Source organism: Lamprobacter sp. (assembly GCF_034860625.1).
GTDB lineage: Bacteria > Pseudomonadota > Gammaproteobacteria > Chromatiales > Chromatiaceae > Lamprobacter.
Map to the genome: position 1 here is coordinate 1 of NZ_JAYESN010000265.1, position 3,867 is coordinate 3,867.

At 63.9% G+C, this 3,867-nt stretch carries 4 protein-coding genes; all 4 read left to right on the forward strand.

Going from position 1 to position 3,867, the window contains the following annotated elements:
• Positions 1-384 (forward strand): phosphoribosylaminoimidazolesuccinocarboxamide synthase (locus VBE63_RS25715; RefSeq protein WP_323685852.1); only part of this gene is annotated, 384 nt, incomplete at its 5' end.
• 6 nt (positions 385-390) lie between these two features.
• Entirely contained in the window at positions 391-1,854 is a 1,464-nt protein-coding gene (locus VBE63_RS25720; protein WP_323685853.1) for an McrB family protein, read from the forward strand.
• The gene (locus VBE63_RS25725) at positions 1,854-3,275 is read left to right on the forward strand and encodes a 5-methylcytosine restriction system specificity protein McrC (RefSeq protein WP_323685854.1); all 1,422 of its coding nucleotides are present in this window, start codon (positions 1,854-1,856) and stop codon (positions 3,273-3,275) included. Before VBE63_RS25720 ends, VBE63_RS25725 begins: the two co-directional genes overlap by 1 nt.
• 30 nt (positions 3,276-3,305) lie before the next feature.
• Positions 3,306-3,867 (forward strand): hypothetical protein (locus VBE63_RS25730; RefSeq protein WP_323685855.1); only part of this gene is annotated, 562 nt, incomplete at its 3' end.

Genomic DNA, 3,867 nt, shown 5'->3' on the forward strand with positions numbered 1-3,867 from the left:
GACTTCGCCGGCGCCGCCGATCTCATCGGCACCGAGCTTGCCGAGCAGGTGCGCACGATTAGCCTGCGCATCTATCAGGAAAGCGCCGCCTATGCGCTTGAGCGCGGCATCATCATCGCCGATACCAAGTTTGAATTCGGTCTCGATGCCGAGGGCCGCCTGCACCTGATCGACGAGGTGCTGACCCCCGACTCCTCCCGCTTCTGGCCGGTCGATCAGTACCAGCCCGGCAGCAGCCCGCCGAGCTTCGACAAGCAGTTCGTGCGCGATTATCTCGAGACCCTTGACTGGGACAAAACGCCGCCCGGGCCGATGTTGCCCGAGGCCATCATTACGCAAACCGCTGCCAAGTATGCTGAAGCGGAGCGACGTTTGCTGGGTTGAGATCGCATGACCGCCTTCCAACAACTCATCGATGCCATGCGTGCTGGACGAGATTGGTCGGGCATGGGCGACCCGAACCAGGCGCGCGAACTGATGGCGGCGGTCTATACCGAGCGTTACCACGGCGCGGCCCATCACCGAGATCGCTACCAACTCCGCGCCAACCTGCAGAAAAAGGAAGAGGCCGCCTCCTACGCCGGCTGGATCACGGCCGATAACCCCACATCAGGGGCCTACCAAGGCACCTCCTTCGTCTGGTTTCCTGGTGTCGACGGCAGCATCGCGGTGCTCGTCATCGGGACCGACGGTTTCGGGGCTGACAGCCATATTCTCGGCAGACCCGGTCACGGGCGACGGCTGCGCGCGCTCCGAACGCTGCATCAGGGCCGGCTCTGGGTCAAACCCGATCTCCTGGACCTCAACAGCCGTGTCCCAGAGACCCTCAGCGCCAACTGGCCAGCCGCTGAGCCTGCGCTCAAGACCTACGGCCAGGTCATCTATGCCGCAATCCCGGTACAGACCGATGCAGACGCCAACGCCGTCGAGGACCTGCTCGACCTCTTCTTCGCTGAACACGGCACACCACTGACCGGCAAGGCGCGAGCACGCTGGGAAAAGCGGCAGCAGGACATTGCCAGCGCCATCTTCCCCCGCTTCGATGAAACGCGCGTCCTCAGCTTATTGAACGAGCGTCGCTTTCTGATCCTCGAAGGTCCACCCGGCACTGGCAAGACACGCTGGGCCATCCGCTTAGCGGATCAGATTGGCAGTGTGACCCAGGTCCAGTTTCACCCAGCACGCACCTATGAAGATTTCGTCGTCGGCCTCTTCCCGCGCCCGGCCTCCAATGGGCTGACCTTCGAGGTCCGGGCCGGCGACCTGCTGCGCGCGAACCAGGCTGCAGCCGAGGGCCCTCATGTCCTGCTGATCGACGAGATCAATCGCGCCGACCTCGGCCGGGTGCTCGGCGAGGCCGTGATGCTCTTCGAGGTCGGGGAGGCACCGCGGCGAGCCCGCCTACCACAGGTCCCCGCAGGCCACCCGCCCGAACTGGAACTCTCGCCCAACCTCTTGGTGCTCGGCACCCGCAACACCGCCGACCGCAGCATCGCGCGCATGGACCTCGCGATCCGCCGTCGCTTTGCCTTCATCGAGGTCTGGCCAGAACTGGAGGTCGTGGCCGCCGAAGGCGTCGATTTCGCTGTCCGTCTGTTCTCAGACTGCATTCACAGCTTCGCCGAGTTTGCCGACGACGAGACGCTGCGGCTGGTGCCTGGCCATGCCTACTTTCTCGATCCAAGGCCCGACCTCGATCCCACCGATCGCCCTGCCCGAGTCGCCCGACGCCTGGAACTAGAACTCTTGCCGCTATTGCACGACTACCTTGACGAGCGCCTCTGTGGCGGCGCCACCGAGGCCATCGCTGGTTTGACCGACCGGATCAGCTCGACCTTGATGGGGCTACGCTAATGCCAGCCCGGCGCGGCGCGCAGAAACCAAAGGCCCGCGGAGAACTGACCCGACCACCGCCGTTGAACGCCAGGCCGCTGTTTCGGCTGGTCGATCATGGCGACCCGATCCGAATCGAACCCGCCGCTGTCGGCGCCGCAGGGGATCGCTGGATCGATGGCTTTCTGCAGGCCAATCAGATTCAGCTGCGCCGACTCGATCTGCGCACCGACGTCGAGACCCGTGGCGGTGTGCGTCTGCTGGTCCACCCCGGCAGCCATATCGGTGCGGTACCTTTGGTCTCACCAGCAACGCGTCGGGTCGCAGCGGGCCTATTGGTCGAGCCTCGTTTTCGTTGGTCGGCGCTGGGCTCGGTCTTGCAAGCGACCGGCTTTGCCGTTGAGCCGCGGCTCGGCCAAGCCGCACTCGTCCCAGGCTCGGCGCGCGAGGTCCCGCCCTGGCTCCTCGCCGCACCGGTCCTGAACCGCCTCGAGGCCCTGCTGCGCTATCTCCGACGCGGCTTTGTCGAGCGCACCGAGGTCCGCACCAGCCCCCGTGGCAGGATCGAGTGGACGCAGTGGGCGCAACGCAATCTCGCCAATGGCCAATGGAGCCGGCTACCCTGCAGCTTCCCTGACCTCGATGATGATCCGCAGCTACTATCGGCTATCCGTTGGACGCTTGCCCGGCTGGAGCAGAACCTGGCACAGCAACGCGACTCGCCACCTGCACGTGCGCTCAGCGCACGCATTCGCCTGCTAAACCATGACCTAGGCCCTGGCCCCAGCCAGCGACCCTCGCCCTGGAATCAGCCCCAGACAGGATCAGCTTGGCTCACCGACGCCCTGCAGGCGATGGGCTGGATCGCCGAAGAACGTGGGTTGGGCGGCGCCCGCAGTCTCGATGGCTTGGCCTGGGACCTCGAAGCGGACCAAGTCTGGGAGGCCTGGGTAGCGGCCTTTGTTCGGGACTTGGCGCCACAGCTTGGCCTCACCTGGGTTGGCGCAAGCGAGGTCCAACATCGCCTCAACTGGCAGGGAAGCCTGAGTTCAATGGGTGCACTGATCCCAGATACTGGGCTGCGCAGTGCAGAACGCATGATCTGGGTCGACGCCAAATACAAGGCCCATCTCGCCCTGCTGGCCCGCTATGGCTGGAGCGGCCTGAAAGACGCGGTGCGCGATGCGCATCGCGCCGATCTACACCAAGCGCTCGCCTACTCGGCCCTCAGTTCAGCAGACCAAATCGACAGCGTCTTGGCCTATCCTCAACTTGGCGATGAGCATCATTTTCGTGCCACCATTGCCACGCTGACCTCCGGCCGACGGCAGGTTCGATTGATACTGGCCGGGCTGCCCTTTGGCTTTCGATCGCCAAGCCAACGCGATCTTGCGCTCAGCACCTGGCGCAAGGTACTCGGGCGATCTGAAGGCGGCGGTTAAACCCATAGACTTTGCACAGGACATCACATCATGGGCATGTTCGACAGCTTGCTTGTCCCACTTGGTGACCGCGAGATCGAGGTTCAGAGCAAGCGCTTTGACTGTGTCTTGTCGACGTATCGCGTCGGCGATCTCGTCAGCGGCGCCGCTCCGGGCTTGCGGGTATACTTCGATCAGCTGCGCATCGATGAAGATGGCCGATTCGTCTATCGGGAGACTGAGAGCCCCACCGAGGACTGGACACTGTTCCTTGTGCTCGCCAACGGCATCCTGGTCGAGACCGAGGCCGTTGCTGGCACCCTCAGCGAGGAGCTGATCCTCCAGCGTATCCGAACACTCAACGAGATCTGGCAAGATTCCGCGCGCCTGATCGAACGCTTGTCGACCTTCATCGCCGAGAAGCAGAAACGGATCGACCGCATGACATCAGGCATCAATGCGGTGCGGGACGTGATCGACGATACGCGCCGCCTGCGCCAAGGCGATGATCTCTCCGACCCGTTCAGCCTGATCCATGAGAGCTCCCGCCGACTGAAGCAAGGCGATGATCCGATCGACGTGATCGAGTCGGTCCTCGGTGAAGACCATCGGT